At 59.8% G+C, this 18,570-nt stretch carries 20 protein-coding genes; 9 read left to right on the top strand and 11 right to left on the bottom strand.

The annotated features are described in order from the left end of the window. Window positions 1-8 precede the first annotated feature (8 nt). From H7R73_RS09050 to H7R73_RS09025, 6 genes are all read right to left on the bottom strand, one after another. A complete protein-coding gene (locus H7R73_RS09050) occupies window positions 9-581 on the bottom strand; it encodes a hypothetical protein (protein WP_078310683.1) in 573 nt (190 codons plus the stop codon). A 91-nt stretch (window positions 582-672) separates the two neighbouring features. Further along, window positions 673-1,641, bottom strand: coding sequence for a magnesium and cobalt transport protein CorA (locus tag H7R73_RS09045; protein WP_018716208.1), 969 nt, complete (start codon window positions 1,639-1,641; stop codon window positions 673-675). After that, complete coding sequence (locus H7R73_RS09040) at window positions 1,638-2,342, bottom strand: glutathione S-transferase N-terminal domain-containing protein (protein WP_004099038.1); 705 nt, start codon at window positions 2,340-2,342, stop codon at window positions 1,638-1,640. Before H7R73_RS09040 ends, H7R73_RS09045 begins: the two co-directional genes overlap by 4 nt. A gap of 132 nt (window positions 2,343-2,474) precedes the next feature. Further along, the gene (gene msrA, locus H7R73_RS09035; RefSeq protein WP_004099036.1) at window positions 2,475-3,014 is read right to left on the bottom strand and encodes a peptide-methionine (S)-S-oxide reductase MsrA; all 540 of its coding nucleotides are present in this window, start codon (window positions 3,012-3,014) and stop codon (window positions 2,475-2,477) included. A 1-nt stretch (window position 3,015) separates the two neighbouring features. Then, window positions 3,016-3,459 (bottom strand): peptide-methionine (R)-S-oxide reductase MsrB, encoded by a 444-nt coding sequence (gene msrB / locus H7R73_RS09030; RefSeq protein WP_004099035.1) that lies wholly within the window; start codon window positions 3,457-3,459, stop codon window positions 3,016-3,018. A 146-nt stretch (window positions 3,460-3,605) separates the two neighbouring features. After that, entirely contained in the window at window positions 3,606-4,481 is an 876-nt protein-coding gene (locus tag H7R73_RS09025) for a LysR family transcriptional regulator (protein WP_011191349.1), read from the bottom strand. A gap of 228 nt (window positions 4,482-4,709) precedes the next feature. On the opposite strand from H7R73_RS09025, the gene H7R73_RS09020 reads away from it, so the two are divergent. Genes H7R73_RS09020 through H7R73_RS09010 form a run of 3 tightly spaced genes read left to right on the top strand, consistent with a single transcriptional unit; the run spans window position 4,710 to window position 7,563 of the window. Continuing rightward, window positions 4,710-5,942, top strand: a complete 1,233-nt coding sequence (locus H7R73_RS09020; RefSeq protein ID WP_045269764.1) for a bifunctional alpha/beta hydrolase/OsmC family protein — start codon at window positions 4,710-4,712, stop codon at window positions 5,940-5,942. Further along, on the top strand, window positions 5,849-6,538 hold the full coding sequence (gene msrA / locus H7R73_RS09015) for a peptide-methionine (S)-S-oxide reductase MsrA (protein WP_425267728.1): 690 nt from the start codon (window positions 5,849-5,851) through the stop codon (window positions 6,536-6,538). Before H7R73_RS09020 ends, msrA (H7R73_RS09015) begins: the two co-directional genes overlap by 94 nt. Further along, window positions 6,538-7,563, top strand: a complete 1,026-nt coding sequence (locus H7R73_RS09010; protein ID WP_004357654.1) for a zinc-binding alcohol dehydrogenase family protein — start codon at window positions 6,538-6,540, stop codon at window positions 7,561-7,563. The genes msrA (H7R73_RS09015) and H7R73_RS09010 overlap by 1 nt, the downstream gene beginning before the upstream one ends. 396 nt (window positions 7,564-7,959) lie before the next feature. Here the strand turns inward: H7R73_RS09010 and H7R73_RS09005 are convergent, their stop codons facing one another. Next, a complete protein-coding gene (locus H7R73_RS09005) occupies window positions 7,960-8,454 on the bottom strand; it encodes a MarR family winged helix-turn-helix transcriptional regulator (protein ID WP_004099028.1) in 495 nt (164 codons plus the stop codon). A gap of 683 nt (window positions 8,455-9,137) precedes the next feature. Next, the gene (locus tag H7R73_RS09000) at window positions 9,138-12,023 is read right to left on the bottom strand and encodes a Tn3 family transposase (RefSeq protein WP_182951669.1); all 2,886 of its coding nucleotides are present in this window, start codon (window positions 12,021-12,023) and stop codon (window positions 9,138-9,140) included. Between the two features lie 125 nt (window positions 12,024-12,148). On the opposite strand from H7R73_RS09000, the gene H7R73_RS08995 reads away from it, so the two are divergent. The 5 genes from H7R73_RS08995 (at window position 12,149) to H7R73_RS08975 (ending at window position 15,625) form a co-directional block, all read left to right on the top strand. After that, window positions 12,149-12,763: a recombinase family protein gene (locus H7R73_RS08995; RefSeq protein ID WP_000904906.1), complete on the top strand. Its 615-nt coding sequence runs from the start codon at window positions 12,149-12,151 to the stop codon at window positions 12,761-12,763. Between the two features lie 65 nt (window positions 12,764-12,828). Continuing rightward, entirely contained in the window at window positions 12,829-13,632 is an 804-nt protein-coding gene (gene aph(3'')-Ib, locus H7R73_RS08990) for an aminoglycoside O-phosphotransferase APH(3'')-Ib (RefSeq protein WP_001082319.1), read from the top strand. After that, entirely contained in the window at window positions 13,632-14,468 is an 837-nt protein-coding gene (locus tag H7R73_RS08985; RefSeq protein WP_000480968.1) for an aminoglycoside O-phosphotransferase APH(6)-Id, read from the top strand. The genes aph(3'')-Ib and H7R73_RS08985 overlap by 1 nt, the downstream gene beginning before the upstream one ends. A 212-nt stretch (window positions 14,469-14,680) precedes the next feature. Further along, window positions 14,681-15,169 carry a YkgB family protein gene (locus H7R73_RS08980; RefSeq protein WP_018429614.1) on the top strand — a complete coding sequence of 163 codons (489 nt, stop codon included), beginning with the start codon at window positions 14,681-14,683 and terminating at the stop codon, window positions 15,167-15,169. 24 nt (window positions 15,170-15,193) lie between these two features. Then, on the top strand, window positions 15,194-15,625 hold the full coding sequence (locus H7R73_RS08975; RefSeq protein WP_232092758.1) for a DUF6314 family protein: 432 nt from the start codon (window positions 15,194-15,196) through the stop codon (window positions 15,623-15,625). Between the two features lie 38 nt (window positions 15,626-15,663). Here H7R73_RS08975 and H7R73_RS08970 read toward each other — a convergent pair whose 3' ends face one another. Further along, window positions 15,664-16,623 (bottom strand): YeeE/YedE thiosulfate transporter family protein, encoded by a 960-nt coding sequence (locus H7R73_RS08970; RefSeq protein ID WP_103243971.1) that lies wholly within the window; start codon window positions 16,621-16,623, stop codon window positions 15,664-15,666. A gap of 26 nt (window positions 16,624-16,649) precedes the next feature. Next, on the bottom strand, window positions 16,650-17,072 hold the full coding sequence (locus H7R73_RS08965) for a MarR family winged helix-turn-helix transcriptional regulator (RefSeq protein WP_223296479.1): 423 nt from the start codon (window positions 17,070-17,072) through the stop codon (window positions 16,650-16,652). 367 nt (window positions 17,073-17,439) lie between these two features. On the opposite strand from H7R73_RS08965, the gene H7R73_RS08960 reads away from it, so the two are divergent. After that, entirely contained in the window at window positions 17,440-18,336 is an 897-nt protein-coding gene (locus H7R73_RS08960) for a LysR family transcriptional regulator (protein WP_103243970.1), read from the top strand. Here H7R73_RS08960 and H7R73_RS08955 read toward each other — a convergent pair. Continuing rightward, entirely contained in the window at window positions 18,333-18,569 is a 237-nt protein-coding gene (locus tag H7R73_RS08955) for a DUF2274 domain-containing protein (RefSeq protein WP_026227538.1), read from the bottom strand. The genes H7R73_RS08960 and H7R73_RS08955 overlap by 4 nt on opposite strands. Window position 18,570 lies beyond the last annotated feature (1 nt).

Genomic DNA, 18,570 nt, shown 5'->3' with positions numbered 1-18,570 from the left:
CGACACCGCTATTCGTCGCTGATGACGTCTTCGCCCTGGTATGGAACCCTGATCAGCCGAGGATCTCGAATGATGCTCGTGACGAGCCAGACATATTCCTGCTCGGCGGTATCGAAGCCGAGGATGCTGAAGGATTGGCCGAAAGGGCATGGCGGGAAGTCTGGAAAGCCCTCGCGCAGAACGTAACGCTCGGGATCGCTGTGAAACTCGCTCTTGTAGACTTTCCGTAGTCCGTGCTTGCTCGGCGCGTCCTGGTCACCTGCCGGTGCTGTTTCCCGATGCTCCACAAGGCGCTCGGACAAGTCGCGGGGGCAGATTTCGTGGAACACGTCGAAGGCGTCGATCAACAGGCCTTTATGCTCTGTCGCCGGATCGGTGATCGCGTAGATGTTGGAGGCATCTTCGCCGTCGTCCCCGCTCTCGAGGCGCAACGCCGCATCGACGCGAATGCTGCATGCATCGAGGGTTGACCCTAGTTCGAGATCGACGAGATTGCCGTCCTTGACGCGGTATTCGCGGTCATAGCCTTTGGCGATGAATGACTGGACTGCTTCTAGAACGTCGGTCACCTGGGAGGTCATGGAAGCACCTTCATCTTGAACTGGATTGGACACGCTCGCGCACAAAGCGCGCTGTGACTCGGCGGACGGAGAAGCTCGCGAAGTGCGTTACTCATAGCCACTTGGCCTTCTTGAAGCGCATGAACAGGAGAAGGCAGAACACCGCTATCACTCCGAGCACGACGAAGTAGCCATATGGCGTGTCCAGTTCCGGCATGTGCTTGAAGTTCATGCCATATATTCCGGCGATCGCCGTCGGGACCGCCAAGATCGCCGCCCAGGCCGCGAGCTGGCGAGTGACCACACCGATCCTTTGCGCTTCCAGAAGGCTGCTGGCCTCGAAGACCGTGGACAGGACAAGCAGGAGGCCGTCGACCATGGACTGCACGCGGTGGACATGGTCCGCGACGTCGTGGAAATATGGTGTCATTTCGGCGCTGAGGCAGGGAAAGTGGCCGCGAACGAGCTTTCGCACCAGCTCGGCCATAGCCCCGAGCGTGCGCTTGAACCGCGTGAGTTCGGACCTTAGTTCGAAGATTCGCGCCACCTCTTCTGGCCCGAGGAAATCGTGCAGCGACCGTCGCTCCATCGCCAGGACGTCGTCCTCGATCATTTCGAAGATGGGCAGATACTGGTCGACCACTCGGTGCAAGATCGCGTGCAGCACATAGTCGACACCCTTGCCGAACTGCGTCGGCGATGCCTCGAGTTGCTCCCGAAGTTTGCCCAGCGCTCCGGCATTGCCGTGCCGCACGGTGATAAGGTGATTGTGACCGGTGAAGATCGCCATCTTGCCGTAGCTGATCCGGTCGCCGACCAGCTCGGCGGTCTGGGCGACGACGTACAACTCATCGTTGTAGACCTCGAGCTTGGGCGGGCACAGCGGGTGCATGGCGTTGTCGATCGCCAAAGGATGGAGGTTATACGTCGTCTGGATCGCGCTGAGTTCGTCTGCGGTGGGCTCGCTAAGCGCGATCCAGCAGAAGCCCGAGCGATTCTCGTTTAGTTCGACGTGCTCATCGAGCCTGATTTCACGGACTCGCTTACCTTCGTTGTAATAATATGCGGCGATAATGGTCATGCAGGCCTCGCAGGAATTCGCAGGCCACGCTGTACAGCCGGTCGCGCCAGCCCGCGTTCGAGCCATGCCTGCACGTTCGAATAGCTGCTTAGGCCGAGGATGTCGCCCGCTGCGTAGAATTCGACCAGCGCATTCACCCAGCCAAACGTCGCAATGTCCGCGATCGAGTAATCATCGACAATCCATTCGCGGCCCTCCAGCCGGTGATCCAGGACCCCGAGAAGACGCCTGGATTCATCAACAAAGCGCTGCCGAGGTCGCTTGTCCTCATAGTCCTTGCCGGCAAATCGCAGGAAAAAGCCTAGCTGTCCGAAGGTCGGCCCAACGCCCGACACCTGAAAGAACACCCAGGCCAGAGTCTCGTACCGCTGGGCGGGTGTTGTTGAGATGAGCTGCCCCGTCTTGTCGGCCAGATAGATGAGGATCGCACCGGTTTCCCATATGCCAATGGGCTGGCCGTCAGGGCCAGCCGGATCGATGATCGCGGGTATGCGGCCGTTGGGATTCAACGACACGAACGCTGGATCCTTCGACTCGTTGTTCGAGATGTCGACGAAGTGGGGCTCATACGGCAGGCCAGTCTCCTCCAGCATCATCGAGACCTTGACGCCGTTGGGCGTGGGGGCCGCGTATAGTTGCAAGCGATCCGGATAAGATGCTGGCCAGCGCTGCGTGATGGGAAAGGAGGAGAGGTCTGTCATATCTGGATCCTGGCACTGCGACGGCGGCTGAATGGAATGATCTGCTTCAAGGCCGGGTTCGACGACCGCGTCGATTGACGCGGTCGTCGGAGGTTGCGAACCGGATCGGCGCGGCACTAACGGCAGCGAAGCCTATTCCGCTGCAGCCCCGGCCGCAGGGCTCACATCGCCGGCCTCATGCCGCTTTGGAAGAACCCAGTCGGGACGGACGAAGTGGCAGGTGTAGCCGCCCGGCCGCTTCTCCAGATAATCCTGGTGATCGGGCTCGGCCTCCCAGAACTCGCCGACCGGCTGGACCTCGGTCACCACTTTGCCATCCCACAGCCCCGAGGCATCCACATCGGCGATCGTATCCTCGGCGACGCGCTTCTGCTCCTCGTCGACATAATAGATGCCCGACCGGTAGGAGAGCCCACGATCATTGCCCTGGCGGTTCAGCGTCGTCGGATCGTGGATCTGGAAGAAGAATTCCAGGATGTGCCGGTAGCTCGTCACTGTCGGGTCGAAGACAATCTCGATCCCCTCGGCATGCGTGCCGTGATTACGATACGTGGCGTTCGGAATATCGCCGCCCGTGTAACCCACACGGGTCGAGATGATGCCGGGCCGCTTGCGGATCAGATCCTGCATGCCCCAGAAACATCCTCCTGCGAGAACAGCGCGCTGATGCATGTTAAGCCTCCTCTACTTGATCGAGATATTCACCGTATCCCTCGGACTCCATCTCGTCGCGCGGGATGAAGCGAAGGGACGCAGAGTTGATGCAGTAGCGCAGACCGCCGCGGTCGGAAGGACCGTCCGGGAAAACGTGGCCCAGATGGCTGTCGGCGTGTACCGACCTGACCTCCGTCCGGACCATGCCGTGTGCACTGTCCCGCACCTCGTTCACGTTTGCCGGAACGATCGGCTTGGTGAAGCTGGGCCAGCCAGTACCCGAATCGAACTTGTCCGTTGAAGCGAACAGCGGCTCTCCCGACACTATGTCGACGTAGATGCCAGGCTCCTTGTTGTCGTTGTGCTCACCCGTGAAGGGCCTTTCGGTCCCCGAATCCTGGGTAATCCGGCGTTGCTCGGGGGTCAGGCGGTCAACTGCTGCCTGTGACTTCTCAAACTTCATGATAGTCTCCAATAATTAATCTAGAGAGCTCGACACACTGTCATTTATCTTTGCAGTCATTGCGCCGACTATAGCAGTGCGCCCCAGATTTATCCAATACGCTGCGCGTATAGTTTCCATAGCGCCGAAGCTCTTCACGTCGTGATTCAGTTCCACTCATACCGGGCTGCCAGCTGCGCGATGTTCCGTATCTCGACCGTTGCCGTGGAGCCGGATACTGTCGCGATCACGACTTCGCGCTCCAAGACAAATCCGTCGATCGGCCGAGTGACGAGGCCTTGCACGGTCGGCGATCGTTCCGGAAGAATGCATATGGCGTGGCCGTCAGCGACGACCCGTTGCACCCAGTCCTCGCGATCTGATCGAAAGCGAGGTCGCATGAGCAAGTCCCGTCGCGCGAAGTGATCGAGGATCCGATCGCGAAACTCGCATTTCAGGCGATCGACGAAAGGAAACTCGAGCAGGTCTTCGCCGCGCACGATCTCGTTGGCAGCCAAGGGATGGTTTGCAGAACAGCCGAGCACGAAGCGCTCCCGAAATAGAGGATGCACATCCAGCTTGCGTTCCGGTCTTGTTTCACGCGGCATGATGCACGCGTGGTATTTTCCTGAAAGCACCTCCGATGTGTCCTCGTTCGACTGGAGCGAGTGCAGCTTGATTTCGATGGATGGCATCTCCGCCAATGCGCTCTCGAAGAATGCCGTAAATTCCTTTGGTCCGACGGTGGGCGCGACGGCGACATCCAGCACGCGGTGCCCCCCCATCGCCCAGTGCTCCGAGTGATTGCGAACGCTCTTCATCGCGACCACCATGCGCCGGAATTCTGCCTCGACGTCATGGCCAAGGCCAGTCAGGCGGCTGTTCTTCCCGTCGCGATAGATCAGCGGCCCGCCAAGCTCATCTTCCAAGCGGCGGATCGCGCGGGTCAGACTTGGCTGTGACACACCGCTCAAGCGAGCGGCCGCTGTGAAATTCAGCGTCTCGGCCAAGTTGATGAAATAGCTGACTTGATTGAGTTCCATAGTCCTTTGGCCCACGCGCCTGACTGATACCTCTTCCGTGAGACCGCCTTTGGAACGCAGGTCGCAGAAGTATGCTTGGCGCATATAATCATGATATAGGGGCTTGTCTATATGCGCCAGACATATAAATGATAGCCTGAGATGACGATTACCGGTTGGCGGTGCGCTCCGCTCAGCTCCGTCGAAGGTTCTGAGAGCGCAACCGCCAAGCCGCGTGCTGGAGGTTTGATGGACATGGCAGGAAGATCATTTACGTTTGTCAGTGGGGCTGGCTCTCCGCTGTCCGGGCACCTCGAACCGCCGGAAGGGACGCCGCGGGGCTGGGCGATCTTCGCCCACTGCTTCACGTGCGGGAAAGACAGTCGCGCCGCTGTTCACATCTCGCGCGCGCTGTCGCGTGCGGGCATCGGGGTCTTGAGGTTCGATTTCGCCGGGACCGGGATCGGCGGTGGGACGGGAGAACCTGTGAACTTCGCGTCGGACGTCGAGGACCTTCGGGCCGCCGCAAATGCGATGGCGGCGGCGGGCATGTCACCGTCCCTCCTCGTCGGGCACAGCCTGGGTGGCACCGCTGCGATCGTAGCCGCCGCCGACATGCCTGATATTGCGGCGGTAGCGACGATTGGTGCGCCGGCCGACCTTCAGCATATCTTGCGCCTCTTCGGACCGAATGATCTGGACACCATCGCGAGCGAGGGCGAGGCCTCGGTGGAGATTGCCGGTAGGCCCTTCCTCATTCGCCGAGGGTTCCTTGAGGCGGTTGAGGGGATCGACGTCGAGAAGGCCATTGCCTCCCTGCGACGGCCGGTGCTGGTCATGCACTCTCCGCTGGATCAGGTGGTCGGCATCGACCACGCGTCGCGCATCTTCGTCGCGTCCAGGCACCCTAAAAGCTTCATCTCGCTCGACAACGCGGATCACCTTCTCACCGACGTCGCGGACGCGAACTACGCCGCGGCCATGGTGGCGGTTTGGGCGAGCCGCTTTCTCCCACCACTCAGCGCGGATCTTCCGCAGATCGAGGTTGCGGAGGGCGTCGTCGCCACCGAAACTCTTGCAGGGACGTTCCAGCTCAAGGTCCGCAGCGGCGAGCACACTCTGTTCGCCGACGAGCCAGCATCGGTCGGTGGCCTCGGGACCGGACTATCTCCCTACGAACTCGTATCTGCCGGCCTCGCAGCCTGCACGGTGATGACGATGCGTCTCTATGCGAACCGCAAGGGCTTTCCGCTCGAACGGGCGAGCACGACCGTGCAGCACGAGAAGGTGCCGGACATGATGCCACCCGACCGGTTCACCCGCACCATTGTCCTCGATGGGCCGCTGAGTGATGATCAGCGCGCTCGGATCCTCGCGATCGCTGATCGGTGTCCCGTCGATCTGAGTCTCATCCGGGGTTCGGACGTGCAGACCGAGCTCTTGAGCGCCAGTCAGGCTGCGGATCCCGCGAGGCTGGCTTGACCGTGGCGCACACGGAGGAGGGCGAACGGACTGTGAGCCAATCGCCTACCGGCAATAGGGCGGCCGCGACAGAGCGAGCAATTCTCGCAGGCGGCTGCTTCTGGGGCATGGAGGATTTGCTGCGCCGAGCCAGGGGAGTCATTTCGACGCGTGTCGGTTACACAGGCGGAGAAATGCCTGATCCGACCTACGCGAGACATTACGGCCATGCGGAAGCAGTGGAAGTGACCTTCGACCCTTCCGTTCTCGCCTATCGCTCGCTCTTGGAACTCTTCTTCCAGATACATGACCCCACGACCTACGAGCAACAAGGCAGCGATGTCGGTCCGAGCTATCGATCGGCGATTTTCTACACCACCGAAGTGCAGAAGGAAGTCGCCCTCACAACCATCGCGGAAATCGAGGCATCAGGAAGCTGGCCTGGCCCGGTCGTGTCGGAGATCAACCCAGAAGAACCCTTTTGGGAGGCGGAGCCAGAGCACCAAGAATACCTGGTGCGCTATCCTGGGGGCTATAGCTGCCACTTCGTGCGCCCGACCTGGCGGTTGGACCGCTCAGACGAACGCCCAGCTGTAATACTTGACAGAAAGAGTTGATGATGACCGAAACCGTGACTAATCAGGCCGCCTGGCAGAAAGCGCCGGGGCAGCCACTGAGGATCGGTGTCACCGCTCTGCCGCATCTGGCGGCGAATGAGATATTGATCCGCAACGCGGCCATCGCGATCAACCCACTCGACTGGATTCTGCAGGACGTCGCGCTTTTGCCATGGCTCGACTATCCCGCGATTCTCGGCAGCGACGTCTCCGGTGAGGTCGCGGCGGTCGGTGGCGCGGTCGAGCGGTTCAAGGTCGGCGATCGAGTCATCGGACAGGCGGTCGGGACAACCGTAAATCAACCTGCGCAGGGTGCGTTCCAGCACCACACGATCGTGCTGGACCACATGGCGGCGCCGATCCCCAACAACATTGCCTTCGCTGATGCGGCAGTCCTCCCGCTTGGCCTTGGCACCGCCGCAAGCGGGCTCTACGGACGGACACAGTTGGCTCTCGCGCCACCGTTACACTCGCCGACCGCGCGTCCAGAGGTCGTTCTGGTCTGGGGTGGATCGTCGAGCGTTGGCTGCAACGCCATCCAGCTCGCGGTGGCGTCGGGCTACAGGTGCGTCGCCACCGCTTCGGCGCGCAACGTCGGCCTGTTGAAGGAGCTGGGTGCAAGCGAGGTTCTTGACCACTCGAGTCCAGCCATCGTGGAAGACGTGATTGAGGCAATGCGCGGGCGCAGTCTCGCTGGAACGCTTCACGCGACCGGTCACATGAAAGACTGTTTTGCCGTAGTTGCGAGATGCGAGGGCTCGCGCCGGGTGGCAGCGACGCTGGCCCCGCCCGACGAGCGTTCATTTGGAGTCGAGGCGACGCACATCTCCGGGACGAGCCTCAAGGATGACGAGGTTGGTCCAATGATCTACCGCGAATTCCTGCCGCAGGCTCTCGCGGCGCGCACGTTCGTCCCCGCCCCTCCGGCGAAGATCGTGGGCCAGGGCCTTGAAATGCTCCAGGCTGCCTTGGAAGCCCTGAAGGCGGGTGTATCCGCAGCGAAAATCGTCGTTACCCTGCCTTGAGTGACCAGCCAGGCGGTTTTTCGCGTTCGCAGTCTGAGGTGGCCCGCACTTTGCCGATTGGGAAGCTCTACCGGGAAAACGCGTGTGGGACGCGCGCTGCGCTCCTGCCGGAGCATGCGTTCCCGAAACCTGTTCCCGACTGCTTTTCCCCGAAACTACCTATCGGACATAGAGAAATGGGAATGCAGCGAGTGGTTTGAACGGCCGCTTCCGAAACCGCGTTCCGATCAATTGAGCGGCTAAAAGTGGGGCGATCACCGACATATTAGAATGAGACCGCCATGCCCGATCGGCCGGCTTGACGCGTAGCCAAAAGAATGCGGCTGATGGTAGGCTCGCTGACATTATGAAGCCCCGCCATCTGAGCAGCGTTGAGCTGCCGCAATTGCGAGTCTCCTACGCGTCGTCGTTCTTCTCGCGGTCCACACCTCGCTCATGCAATTCGGCATCGACGGGGCAGTTCGTGCAGCCCTCGTAGCAGCACAAGCGGCAGATGCGGTATGACTGCTCGAGGTTTTCCAAGCGATTTCGGAGAACGCGTTCAGCGATGTCCGATAAGGTTTTCAGTTCGTCTGGATTAAGGATCGATAGCCCTTCGGCAATCACTTGATCGCGCGAGGCCAGGACCTCGTCGCTCGCGACCTTGCCAGTTGGAGTAAGATAGAGGGATCGCGCGCGCCCGTCTGTCGAATGCTCCCTACGCTCGATCAATCCCTCGCTTACCAATCTATCCACCAGGCGAACAGTTCCAGCATGTGAAAGGCCCACCCCGATCGCAAGCATACGGATCGAGAGCCCGGGCTTGTGCGCGAGCAACGCCAGCGCTGAGGCGGCGGGTCCAGCTTCCGGCGCCCGCGATGAACTAGCGCGAACGATGTCGTCGCTGATCATGAGTGCGAACGCCCCGAAAATGTTTCGATCTCGAGGTCCATCCATTGCCACATCTATATGTGCGCGGAGCATAGACAGCAAGCCATACCGTGGTCCTCTTCCTCCGCGCGGCTTGTGGAAAATGTCCTGTTTTAAAAGGGTTTCGGAGGATTTCGACTGATCGAGCGCGCCGAAAAAAACGGGTCCGGCTCGTTAAGGCAGCGGAACCGTTGATACCTGGCGGCTATAGGGCAAGCCTTTTCGCTCGGAATCGCCGTAGGTCGCGCCCGAGAATCACTCCGCGTCAGCGCTGTCATCCAGGCCGCGCAGGTGCAGATCAGCGAGACCTAGCTTGCCCCCGGCGTCGCACTTCCATCGTGTCACCGCGCGCGATCACGATTGTATCAATCCCATTGAGGAACAGTCCGTGCTCCACGACGTCGGGGATTGCGGCGATCGCTGCTACGATTTCGGTGGGCATGGTTATCTCGTCCAGGGCCGCGTCCATCCGTACAGGCTGGACGTTTGCCAACGGGCTATAGGCCCACCCGGAGCGCCAGCCCCATTAAGTCAAAATCCCGCAAAGGTCGCGCGTTTGCTGGGTAAAGGCATCGCCGATGAGGATGGCTTCGTGAGGCAGCGAAGCGCGAACCAGCCGCTCGACATATCTCGGGGTCGTTTGCGGGAGGGGGCGGAATCCTACGCTAAGGCTTTGGCCAGCGATATTCTCCGGTGAGATTGATGTGTTCCCATCCGAGCGGCGAAACATGGGCCAAGAGATCGGGCGATAGCAGCTTTCCATCGCGTTTCTGGTTTGCAACGACCTCGCCGAGCTTCATGGTGTTCCAGAAGATGATGATGGCGGCGAGCAGATTCATGCCGGCGATGCGGTAATGCTGGCCTTCGGCGGAACGGTCGCGGATTTCACCGCGGCGGTGGAAGCTGATTGCCCGCTTCAGCGCATGATGAGCTTCGCCTTTGTTGAGCCCGATCTGGGCACGCCGTTGGAGTTCGGCATCCAGAATCCAGTCGATCATGAACAGGGTGCGCTCGACGCGACCGACTTCCCGCAGGGCTGTCGCGAGCTCGTTCTGCCGCGGATAGGAGGCGAGTTTCCGCAGAATCTGGCTTGGCGCGACGGTCCCGGCAGCAATGGTGGCGGCGATGCGCAGGATGTCGGGCCAATTGCGCTCGATCATGGCTTGGTTGACCTTTCCGCCGATCAACGCTCGCAGGTGCGCCGGGGCGGCCGACGGATTGAACGCGTAGAGCCGTTTGGATGGCAGGTCGCGGATGCGCGGAGCGAACCGGTAGCCGAGAATGGCACATGCGGCAAAGACGTGATCGGTGAAGCCGCCCGTGTCGGTGAACTGCTCGCGGATATGGCGTCCAGCATCGTTCATCAGCAGGCCATCGAGGATGTAAGGCGCTTCGCTTGCCGTTGCAGGAATCACCTGGGTTGCGAACGGCGCATATTGGTCGGAGACGTGGCTATAGGCTTTCAGGCCCGGGGTATTGCCATATTTCGCGTTGACCAGGTTCATGGCCTCACCTTGCTCTGTAGCGACGAAGAACTGTCCGTCGCTCGAAGCCGACGTGCCCATGCCCCAGAACCGGGCCATGGGTAACGCTGCCTGTGCCTCGACCACCATGGCCAGCGCCCGGTCATAGGCTTCGCCCTCGACATGCCACCGTCCAATGCGGATCAATTCCCAGAAGGTGTGGGTGTTTGTCGCATCCGCCATTTTGCGCAAGCCGAGGTTGATCCCTTCCGCCAAGATAACGTTCATTAGCCCGATCCGGTCAGCGCAGGGTGCTCCTGTGCGCAGATGGGTGAACGCTTCGGTGAAGCCGGTCGCCGCATCCACCTCCAGCAGGAGATCGGTGATGCGCGTGGGCGGGATCTGCTTGTAGAGATCGAGCACCAGATCTTCGGCGCCTGTCGGCGCGGCGGCTTCGAGTTTCTCGATATGCAGAACGCAGTTTTCAATCGACCCGCCCGGGATCGTGCCTGCGCGAGCGGCACGGCCAAGCTCGCGCAACCGCATGTCGAGGCGAGCTTGCCGGTCTGCCAGCCATTCCTCCGGCCGCAATGGCACAGCGAGACGACCGCCTTCCGCGATGGATTGTGCCGGAACGAGTGCGTGTTTCAGATCGCCATAGCGCCGGGACCTAGTAAGCCAGACATCTCCGGAGCGGAACGCATCGCGCAGATGGAACAGCACCGCGATCTCCCATAGGCGAGCGTCGCCAGCCCTCTGGGCCCGAAGGTGGCGATGCCATTTCGAGCTGGGCCGCAAGAAGCTGGTCATCGCGGCATCGTTCAAACCGGTACGAAGGGCCGTCACCGCTTCCAGAAGCGGCAGTGCAACGGGCGCAGCTCGCAGATCGAGCAGGCGCAACATGCGTGGAGCGTATCGGCGGAAGCGGTGATAACCGTCGAGCACATGATTGAGCGGATCGTCGGCCATGGTGGCGGTCAGCCTGGTTGCCATTGCAACAAGGGTTTTTAAGCCGTCCCACCCTGACCCACTCGCGATGACATCGCCCAGCGGCTGGCCATCATCCTGTGCATCGACCAGGGCGCCCCCGATCTCGGCGAAGGATTTCAGGGTGTCACGCACCACCCCCGCTTCGTCTGCGACCTTTGCATGGCAAATACGCTCCGAAGCACGGTAGAGACGGCCGACGATCCGGTCGTGGGTTTCGACCACTGCGTCGGCCAACATCGCCTGCCATTCCGAGACGCAAACAGCCAAGATCGCAAGCCGCCTGTCCTCCGGGAGATCGCGCATGCCGTCGGCATAATACCGTTCACCCTGCCTGCGCAGACGAGTCACCCGATGGGCAGGAACGCCGGCAAGCAGATCCTCGGGGAGATCGATGCGTTGCAGATATTCGAGCCGGTCGAGCAGCCGGTTGGCCGACGAAGAGTTCGAGCCAGGCTCGAACTGGCGCAGCCACACAAAACGGGTCACCCGATCATCAGCCGTCTCCTCGAGCAATGCCAGCAACTGTTCTCGGATCGACATAGGCAGCCGACTGGCGATCCTCGTCTCGATGCGTCGCTCGGCATCGACGAGAGCCGCGGCACAAAGCCGCTCGATCGTGGATGTCGCGGGAAGGACAGTGCGGGTGCGTCGGCACTCGGCTACGAAGCGACGGGCGATATCCTCGTTCGACACCGCCATCTCGGCTTCTCGGAACAACCATTCCTTCAGCTCGCTCGCACCACGTCCGGAGAAGGTGCGGAAGCCGTAGAGCCCCCGTAACTCGGCAAGATGCTCGTGCCGTGTTTCCTCGCGGGCAGCATAGTCTACGAGATCGTCGGCACCCAGGCCAAGCTGCGCTCCGATAAATTCGATGACCTCTGCAGGGATCAGTTCGCCTGGAGCCAGCACCCGGCCGGGATAGCGCAGGACACACAATTGCAGGGCGAAGCCGAACCTGTTGTGAGCGCGCCGACGCAGCCTGATATGCCCAAGGTCTTCATCACTCAGCGTATAGTGCTTGAGCAAATCCGTCTGTGAAGTCGGCAAGCGCAACAGCGCGTCTTTCTGCCGATCGGTTAGAGTGACGCGACGCGGCATACATGTTCCTTTTTCAAAATCTGATAGCGTTCAAGACGCTTTGTTTATGAAGCTGGTTGAGATACATTTCCAGAGGTCAATGCAATCGTGGCCGAAGCGCCGCCTCAAACCAACGTTTGTGATACATGCTGATCGGATATGCCCGCGTCTCCAAAGCCGATGGCTCGCAGTCTCTCGACCTGCAGCACGACGCCTTGCGCGCCGCAGGTGTCGAACGGGACAATATCTATGATGATCTTGCTTCCGGCGGTCGTGATGATCGCCCTGGCTTGACTGCCTGCCTCAAGTCATTGCGTGACGGCGATGTGCTGGTGGTCTGGAAGCTCGATCGCCTCGGACGATCGCTTGCCCATCTGGTCAACACGGTGAAGGAGCTGTCAGACCGCAAGATCGGCCTGCGGGTTCTGACTGGAAAGGGCGCTCAGATCGACACCACGACTGCGTCCGGTCGCATGGTGTTCGGAATCTTCGCCACCTTGGCCGAGTTCGAGCGGGATCTGATCCGAGAGCGCACCATGGCGGGTCTCGCCTCCGCGAGAGCGCGCGGTCGCAAGGGCGGACGAAAATTCGCGCTCACCAAAGCTCAGGTGCGTCTCGCGCAAGCCGCCATGGCCCAGCGCGATACTTCAGTTTCCGATCTCTGCAAGGAACTCGGCATCGAGCGCGTCACTCTCTACCGATATGTCGGTCCCAAAGGCGAGCTCAGAGACCATGGAAAGCATGTTCTCGGACTTACGTAGCAACTCGTTTCTTTTCGCAGGTTGAGCCACCTCCGCGCTTCATCAGAAAACTGAAGGAACCTCCATTGAATCGAACTAATATTTTTTTTGGTGAATCGCATTCTGACTGGTTGCCTGTCAGAGGCGGAGAATCTGGTGATTTTGTTTTTCGACGTGGTGACGGGCATGCCTTCGCGAAAATCGCACCTGCTTCCCGCCGCGGTGAGCTCGCTGGAGAGCGTGACCGCCTCATTTGGCTCAAAGGTCGAGGTGTGGCTTGCCCCGAGGTGATCAACTGGCAGGAGGAACAGGAGGGTGCATGCTTGGTGATAACGGCAATTCCGGGAGTACCGGCGGCTGATCTGTCTGGAGCGGATTTGCTCAAAGCGTGGCCGTCAATGGGGCAGCAACTTGGCGCTGTTCACAGCCTATCGGTTGATCAATGTCCGTTTGAGCGCAGGCTGTCGCGAATGTTCGGACGCGCCGTTGATGTGGTGTCCCGCAATGCCGTCAATCCCGACTTCTTACCGGACGAGGACAAGAGTACGCCGCAGCTCGATCTTTTGGCTCGTGTCGAACGAGAGCTACCGGTGCGGCTCGACCAAGAGCGCACCGATATGGTTGTTTGCCATGGTGATCCCTGCATGCCGAACTTCATGGTGGACCCTAAAACTCTTCAATGCACGGGTCTGATCGACCTTGGGCGGCTCGGAACAGCAGATCGCTATGCCGATTTGGCACTCATGATTGCTAACGCCGAAGAGAACTGGGCAGCGCCAGATGAAGCAGAGCGCGCCTTCGCTGTCCTATTCAATGTATTGGGGATCGAAGCCCCCGACCGCGAACGCCTTGCCTTCTATCTGCGATTGGACCCTCTGACTTGGGGTTGATGTTCATGCCGCCTGTTTTTCCTGCTCATTGGCACGTTTCGCAACCTGTTCTCATTGCGGACACCTTTTCCAGCCTCGTTTGGAAAGTTTCATTGCCAGACGGGACTCCTGCAATCGTCAAGGGATTGAAACCTATAGAAGACATTGCTGATGAACTGCGCGGGGCCGACTATCTGGTATGGCGCAATGGGAGGGGAGCAGTCCGGTTGCTCGGTCGTGAGAACAATCTGATGTTGCTCGAATATGCCGGGGAGCGAATGCTCTCTCACATCGTTGCCGAGCACGGCGACTACCAGGCGACCGAAATTGCAGCGGAACTAATGGCGAAGCTGTATGCCGCATCTGAGGAACCCCTGCCTTCTGCCCTTCTCCCGATCCGGGATCGCTTTGCAGCTTTGTTTCAGCGGGCGCGCGATGATCAAAACGCAGGTTGTCAAACTGACTACGTCCACGCGGCGATTATAGCCGATCAAATGATGAGCAATGCCTCGGAACTGCGTGGGCTACATGGCGATCTGCATCATGAAAACATCATGTTCTCCAGTCGCGGCTGGCTGGTGATAGATCCCGTCGGTCTGGTCGGTGAAGTGGGCTTTGGCGCCGCCAATATGTTCTACGATCCGGCTGACAGAGACGACCTTTGTCTCGATCCTAGACGCATTGCACAGATGGCGGACGCATTCTCTCGTGCGCTGGACGTCGATCCGCGTCGCCTGCTCGACCAGGCGTACGCTTATGGGTGCCTTTCCGCAGCTTGGAACGCGGATGGAGAAGAGGAGCAACGCGATCTAGCTATCGCGGCCGCGATCAAGCAGGTGCGACAGACGTCATACTAGATATCAAGCGACTTCTCCTATCCCCTGGGAACACATCAATCTTACCGGAGAATATCGTTGGCCAAAGCCTTAGCGTAGGATTTCGCCCTCTCCCGCAAACGACCCCTATCTCGCTTATTAGTATATGCGTCGCGCATATACTGCAACGCCTGCCCGAAGCACGTAGACGACGTTCGTGACGTTCCCACGGGACCACTGTTGAGGAATTTTAGATGAGCATTTTCGACCGTTATGAATTTCTTGTCCCCGAGCACGGTCGGAGGGATCTTGGCCTGCTTAGATGGGCTCTCGTGATCGTATTTCTGTGGTTCGGCGCGATGAAGTTCACAGCGTACGAGGCCTATGGTATCGCCCCGTTTATCGAACACAGCCCGATCATGAATTGGCTCGGCATGTTCGGGACGCAGGGGCAAAGCTATTTCATCGGCGTTATCGAGTTATCGACCGGTCTCGTTCTGATCCTTGGTGCATTTCGTCCACTCTTCTCTGCGCTAGGCGCACTAATGTCAGCAGCGACCTATCTGATCACGCTGACCTTTTTCATCACCACTCCAGGTGTCGCGGAGCAGACTGCCGGCGGCTTTCCTGCGATTTCGGCTGCACCAGGGCAGTTTCTACTGAAGGACGCAGTTCTGCTAGCGGCGTCCCTCGTGCTGCTGCGTGCTTCGGTCCGCCACAGAGGGGCGCTTGTGCCCTCGTGACTGTGGTCCTCTCGTGACGGCGGCGTGCAAATCCTGCAGAACCTCCGCGGGGCATGGATGCTCCGTCGCGATATCGAGCCCGGAGGCGCTCAGCTGCATGGCGACGCGGTCTTCGCCCGTTTCGGCGAAGGCGCGCTCGCTTATCGAGAGAGCGGCATTCTCACACTGGCAGATGGCAGAGTATTCTCCGCGTGCCGGCAGTATCGCTATCGCTTGAGCGAGGACAGTGTTGTCGTCGAGTTCGCAGACGGACCTCATATCGGGACGCAGTTCCTCAGCTTGAGTTTCTCGCGGACGGATACCGGGTTGGAAGCGAGTGGCGTCTATGCCTGCGGAGACGACACCTACCATGCAACCTACAGGATTCTGGGGCCGGCGGCCTTTGAAGTGGTCATCATGGTCCAAGGGCCTGCAAAGGCATACGAGCTAGTCAGCCGATATTCCCGGTCGGGATAAATGCTCATGTCAGGAGGGCAAGTCCTCTGTTGCCCTTATCATGGCCGTGAAAGGCAGCGCCGGAATAACTTACCACGCGCTGCAAATCCGAAGACGATTGTCGTCGTCATCAGAAGGTAGGCGACTATCCCACCAGGTGAAAGAGTCGGAACCGCTGCGAGGATCAACCCATCATTCCCGCCGGGTATGAGCGCGATGCCGATACCCATCAATGTGCCGCCGACGATAGATCGCAGAATGCCATTGGCTGTCGGCAGTTGGAGACGCAGATTGCCTTGGCGAAAGGAGGCGGTTAGGGCGCCTGCGATCGAAGAGATCACCGCAGTGAGCGCGACCTCGCCGGCCGGCGACATTCTGAGAGGAAGGGCGCGTTGAATCACGTCTGCGAAGGTCCAGGCCGGCGAGAGTGCATATAGAAGTCCGCCAGTGATACCGAGTCCAATCATCGAAGCGCCGAACGACCAACCCGGCTTTGTTCGCAGAACGCTCTTCGTGGAAACGAAAACGAGTGCCAGCACGAGCACAACTAGGAAGGCTAGGAGAGTAACGAGGCCTGTTGCGCTCGGTTTGGAGATTAAGCTTGGCCATGTTGAATCGTAGCCGAACCTGCCATGGTCGGCAACCAAGATACCAATCGTTAATCCCAAGGGTAGAGCTAGAAGTCGCATCTCCCCATCCCCAAGCCGCGCCAGCGATCCGAGCAGGCATGTGTCATTAATGAGTGCGCCGAGGCCGAAGGCGATGGCGCCGATGAGCAGGAGGAAATTGATGCTGGTCGAGGGTGCGAGTGTTGCGCCCAGTGTTCCCGTCCAGACTATCGGGACCGCAACCAGGCCTGCCGCTGCCGACGCTGCGAGAAATCCGACGAACATTTTCGGCGGCTGTCTTCTGTGTAACTCATGAGCGGCCACCACTAAACAGGTTCCGCCTTGGTTCGCCGCATATCCGAACCCGAAGGCAAGTACGCATAGAAGAAGTTCGAGCGCAAACGATCCCATTATTTCAAGCCTGCCTGATCATATCGTCAGCCTTCTGATGCGACGTTCCAGCGTGGCGAGCGCCCCGGCTTAGCTTTACCACGGGAAGGCGCGATCCTGCTGTAGCCGCACAGATGGCAAAGGCTGACCGAGCCATCTTTGTCGAAGCCGTTTGCCACAAGGAGCCGCTCCGACAGCATGCCTAGAATGTCGAGGTCATTGGGCGACAGGGGCGAAATACATTCGGAGATCACCTGCTCCCGTGCCTTGAGCAAGGCGTCCGTTATCTTCTTCCCCGAATTGGTGAGGTGAATGAAGCGCGCCCGCCTGTCGGTGATTTGTCTTCGTCGTTCCACCAACTGTTCGCGCTCGAGCCTATCGATCAATCGCACCGTCCCGGCATGAGAAAGCCCGATCGAGGTAGCCAAAACGCTGATCGGCAGTCCGGGCTCCATGCTGAGTAACACCATCACGGCGGTCCCCGGGCCGCTTGGTGAAAACGAGGCCGAGACACTGGCGATGCTGTCTGCAACCGCCAACGCGAGTGCACCTAAATGGTACTTGGCGACCTCAGGCTCCATACCGCAAGAATATATGCTTCGCGCATAGACTTCAAGCGTGTGAAAATGTATGACCGCCGCATGCATCTATGACAGATTCGGACATGGTCATGCTCATTGAGGGGCTCAGCTCGGATTCCACATCTGAGATCAACGGACGTGCTCGTTCCCCAGGCGCTAGCGGGGGTGGGCTCGATGAAAGTGGACGTGCATGGGTGCCGCTCACCGGGCGCAGGCGGTTCGCCGATGAGACCGCCGGTATGATCGGACGGGTCTCATGCCCGACCTGACTCTTGATCTCCGATACCTGAAGTACGCCGTTCAGGTCGCCGAGGCCGGCAGCTTCCGCCGAGCGGCGGAGCGCCTATCGATATCGCAATCCACCGTCAGCCGACGTGTGCAGCTGTTTGAGCGCCAACTTGGCTTTTCTCTCTTCAAGCGTACGCGAGCGGGGGCAGGGCTGACTCCAGAAGGTGAGCGCTTCCTTCAACAAGCGGTGGTGGGAGCGCGCTACCTTCGTAACGCCGCAACGGAGATCCGCTCCGCGCGGAAACTCAAGACCGGGCTCGTGAGGTTTGGAATGCTTGAAGCGTTCCCGGCGTGCCCGATCATCAACATTCTCTCGGCATTCAGAAATAGACATCCGACGATCGAGGTAAAGCTTGAGGAAGGCACTTCAGAAGAAAACACTTTGGGGGTGAAGCGCGGATTACTGGACGCAGCAATCAGCCTGAGTGCGAGCAAGAGCCCTCAGTTCCAAGTTCGACGTCTCTGCGAACCAGATCTGTTCGTGGCATTGTCCCCGCTTCACGAGTTGGCAGCACGGCCACAGCTGTCGTGGGAGGACATTTGTGACGAAGTCTTCCTCGTTCGCTCGGATGGCGCTGGGCGTGAGCTCGCTGGCATACTCCGGCGCATGGTGGGCGCCGGAGACGGAGCGGTTCAACTCTCGATCCAACAAGTCAGCCGAGAAACCCTGCTGACGATGGTCGAACAGGGCTTCGGCTTGACCATCACCAGCGTGATCTACCGGCCGGATATCGCGTTGATCCCGCTCCCATCGGCGCGGGCGCCGACGGCCGCTATAATTTCTTCCAGTGACAACGACAACCCGACTCTGCCGCTGCTGCTGAAGTGTTTCGACACCCCCTCTAGAGCGGGGACCACGGATTAATCGGCGCTCCCCGGCGTCAACGTTCGCCTGGCTTTGGCGAAGCCACGGTCTGTCGCGATGAACCGTTGTAACATCGGGACGATTAACCGAGCTGGGTCAACAGCGGACTGACCTTGCTCTCGGCCCAATAGGTGGGCGTAGTCAACAAGGTCCTGGTGGAGAGCTGCAGGTAGCTCGACCTGTACCTTAAGCGGCTTGTCGTCCGCGATGGGGCCTAGCTTAAGCTTCGACATC

The organism is Aeromonas sp. WP2-W18-CRE-05 (assembly GCF_014168615.1).
Classification (GTDB): domain Bacteria; phylum Pseudomonadota; class Gammaproteobacteria; order Enterobacterales; family Aeromonadaceae; genus Aeromonas; species Aeromonas caviae.
This window is presented reverse-complemented; position numbering and strand designations above follow the sequence as displayed.

Excerpts from the sequence above, each read along its gene's own strand:
- H7R73_RS08970 (WP_103243971.1), bottom strand. The coding sequence starts at position 16,623 with ATGGGATCGTTTGCGCTCGAACTTCTTCTATGCGTACTTGCCTTCGGG.
- H7R73_RS09045 (WP_018716208.1), bottom strand. The coding sequence starts at position 1,641 with ATGACCATTATCGCCGCATATTATTACAACGAAGGTAAGCGAGTCCGT.
- msrB (WP_004099035.1), bottom strand. The coding sequence starts at position 3,459 with ATGAAGTTTGAGAAGTCACAGGCAGCAGTTGACCGCCTGACCCCCGAG.
- H7R73_RS08995 (WP_000904906.1), top strand. The coding sequence starts at position 12,149 with ATGCTGATCGGATATGCCCGCGTCTCCAAAGCCGATGGCTCGCAGTCT.
- H7R73_RS08965 (WP_223296479.1), bottom strand. The coding sequence starts at position 17,072 with ATGGTGTTACTCAGCATGGAGCCCGGACTGCCGATCAGCGTTTTGGCT.
- H7R73_RS08980 (WP_018429614.1), top strand. The coding sequence starts at position 14,681 with ATGAGCATTTTCGACCGTTATGAATTTCTTGTCCCCGAGCACGGTCGG.
- H7R73_RS08985 (WP_000480968.1), top strand. The coding sequence starts at position 13,632 with ATGTTCATGCCGCCTGTTTTTCCTGCTCATTGGCACGTTTCGCAACCT.
- H7R73_RS08955 (WP_026227538.1), bottom strand. The coding sequence starts at position 18,569 with ATGTCGAAGCTTAAGCTAGGCCCCATCGCGGACGACAAGCCGCTTAAG.
- msrA (WP_004099036.1), bottom strand. The coding sequence starts at position 3,014 with ATGCATCAGCGCGCTGTTCTCGCAGGAGGATGTTTCTGGGGCATGCAG.
- H7R73_RS09040 (WP_004099038.1), bottom strand. The coding sequence starts at position 2,342 with ATGACAGACCTCTCCTCCTTTCCCATCACGCAGCGCTGGCCAGCATCT.
- H7R73_RS09025 (WP_011191349.1), bottom strand. The coding sequence starts at position 4,481 with ATGGAACTCAATCAAGTCAGCTATTTCATCAACTTGGCCGAGACGCTG.
- H7R73_RS09000 (WP_182951669.1), bottom strand. The coding sequence starts at position 12,023 with ATGCCGCGTCGCGTCACTCTAACCGATCGGCAGAAAGACGCGCTGTTG.
- H7R73_RS09005 (WP_004099028.1), bottom strand. The coding sequence starts at position 8,454 with ATGATCAGCGACGACATCGTTCGCGCTAGTTCATCGCGGGCGCCGGAA.
- H7R73_RS09010 (WP_004357654.1), top strand. The coding sequence starts at position 6,538 with ATGATGACCGAAACCGTGACTAATCAGGCCGCCTGGCAGAAAGCGCCG.
- H7R73_RS09050 (WP_078310683.1), bottom strand. The coding sequence starts at position 581 with ATGACCTCCCAGGTGACCGACGTTCTAGAAGCAGTCCAGTCATTCATC.
- H7R73_RS08960 (WP_103243970.1), top strand. The coding sequence starts at position 17,440 with ATGCCCGACCTGACTCTTGATCTCCGATACCTGAAGTACGCCGTTCAG.
- H7R73_RS09020 (WP_045269764.1), top strand. The coding sequence starts at position 4,710 with ATGGACATGGCAGGAAGATCATTTACGTTTGTCAGTGGGGCTGGCTCT.